This is a genomic window from Edwardsiella ictaluri ATCC 33202, assembly GCF_000264785.1.
GTDB classification, from domain to species: domain Bacteria; phylum Pseudomonadota; class Gammaproteobacteria; order Enterobacterales; family Enterobacteriaceae; genus Edwardsiella; species Edwardsiella ictaluri.
Window position 1 is genome coordinate 1 of sequence record NZ_AFJI01000001.1, and the last position, 1,166, is coordinate 1,166.

Annotated in this window: 1 protein-coding gene; it reads left to right on the top strand. The window is 55.6% G+C overall.

Features of this window, described 5'->3' with window-relative positions; genetic code table 11:
* The coding region (gene tuf / locus EIEH_RS00005) for an elongation factor Tu (RefSeq protein WP_035608189.1) at positions 1 to 1,166 on the top strand (1,166 nt) is incomplete at both ends.

The following is a 1,166-nucleotide window of genomic DNA, read 5'->3' on the forward strand; positions in this document are numbered from 1 at the left end:
TTTGAACGTTCAAAACCGCACGTTAACGTCGGTACTATCGGCCACGTTGACCACGGTAAAACTACCCTGACCGCTGCTATCACCACCGTTCTGGCTAAAACCTACGGCGGTAGCGCTCGTGCATTCGATCAGATCGATAACGCGCCGGAAGAAAAAGCACGTGGTATCACCATCAACACCTCTCACGTTGAATACGATACCCCGACCCGTCACTACGCTCATGTAGACTGCCCGGGGCACGCCGACTATGTTAAAAACATGATCACCGGTGCTGCTCAGATGGACGGCGCAATCCTGGTTGTTGCTGCGACTGACGGCCCGATGCCGCAGACCCGTGAGCACATCCTGCTGGGTCGCCAGGTAGGCGTTCCGTACATCATCGTGTTCCTGAACAAGTGCGACATGGTTGATGACGAAGAGTTGCTGGAACTGGTTGAGATGGAAGTGCGTGAGCTGCTGTCTCAGTACGACTTCCCGGGCGACGACACGCCGGTAATCCGCGGTTCTGCGCTGAAAGCGCTGGAAGGCGAAGCCGAGTGGGAAGCCAAGATCATCGAACTGGCTGAAACCCTGGATTCCTACATCCCGGAACCTGAGCGCGACATCGACAAGCCGTTCCTGCTGCCGATCGAAGACGTATTTTCTATCTCTGGCCGTGGTACCGTTGTTACCGGTCGTGTAGAGCGCGGTATCATCAAGGTAGGTGATGAAGTTGAAATCGTTGGTATCAAGGCGACTACCAAAACCACCTGTACCGGCGTAGAAATGTTCCGCAAACTGCTGGACGAAGGCCGTGCCGGTGAGAACGTTGGCGTTCTGCTGCGTGGTACCAAGCGTGACGAAATCGAGCGTGGTCAGGTACTGGCGAAGCCGGGCTCCATCACTCCGCACACCAAGTTCGAATCAGAAGTGTACATCCTGAGCAAGGATGAAGGCGGCCGTCATACTCCGTTCTTCAAAGGCTACCGTCCGCAGTTCTACTTCCGTACTACTGACGTAACGGGCACCATCGAACTGCCGGAAGGTGTAGAGATGGTAATGCCGGGCGACAACATCAAGATGGTTGTTACCCTGATCCACCCGATCGCCATGGACGATGGTCTGCGCTTCGCAATCCGCGAAGGCGGCCGTACCGTTGGTGCGGGCGTTGTTGCTAAAGTTATCGA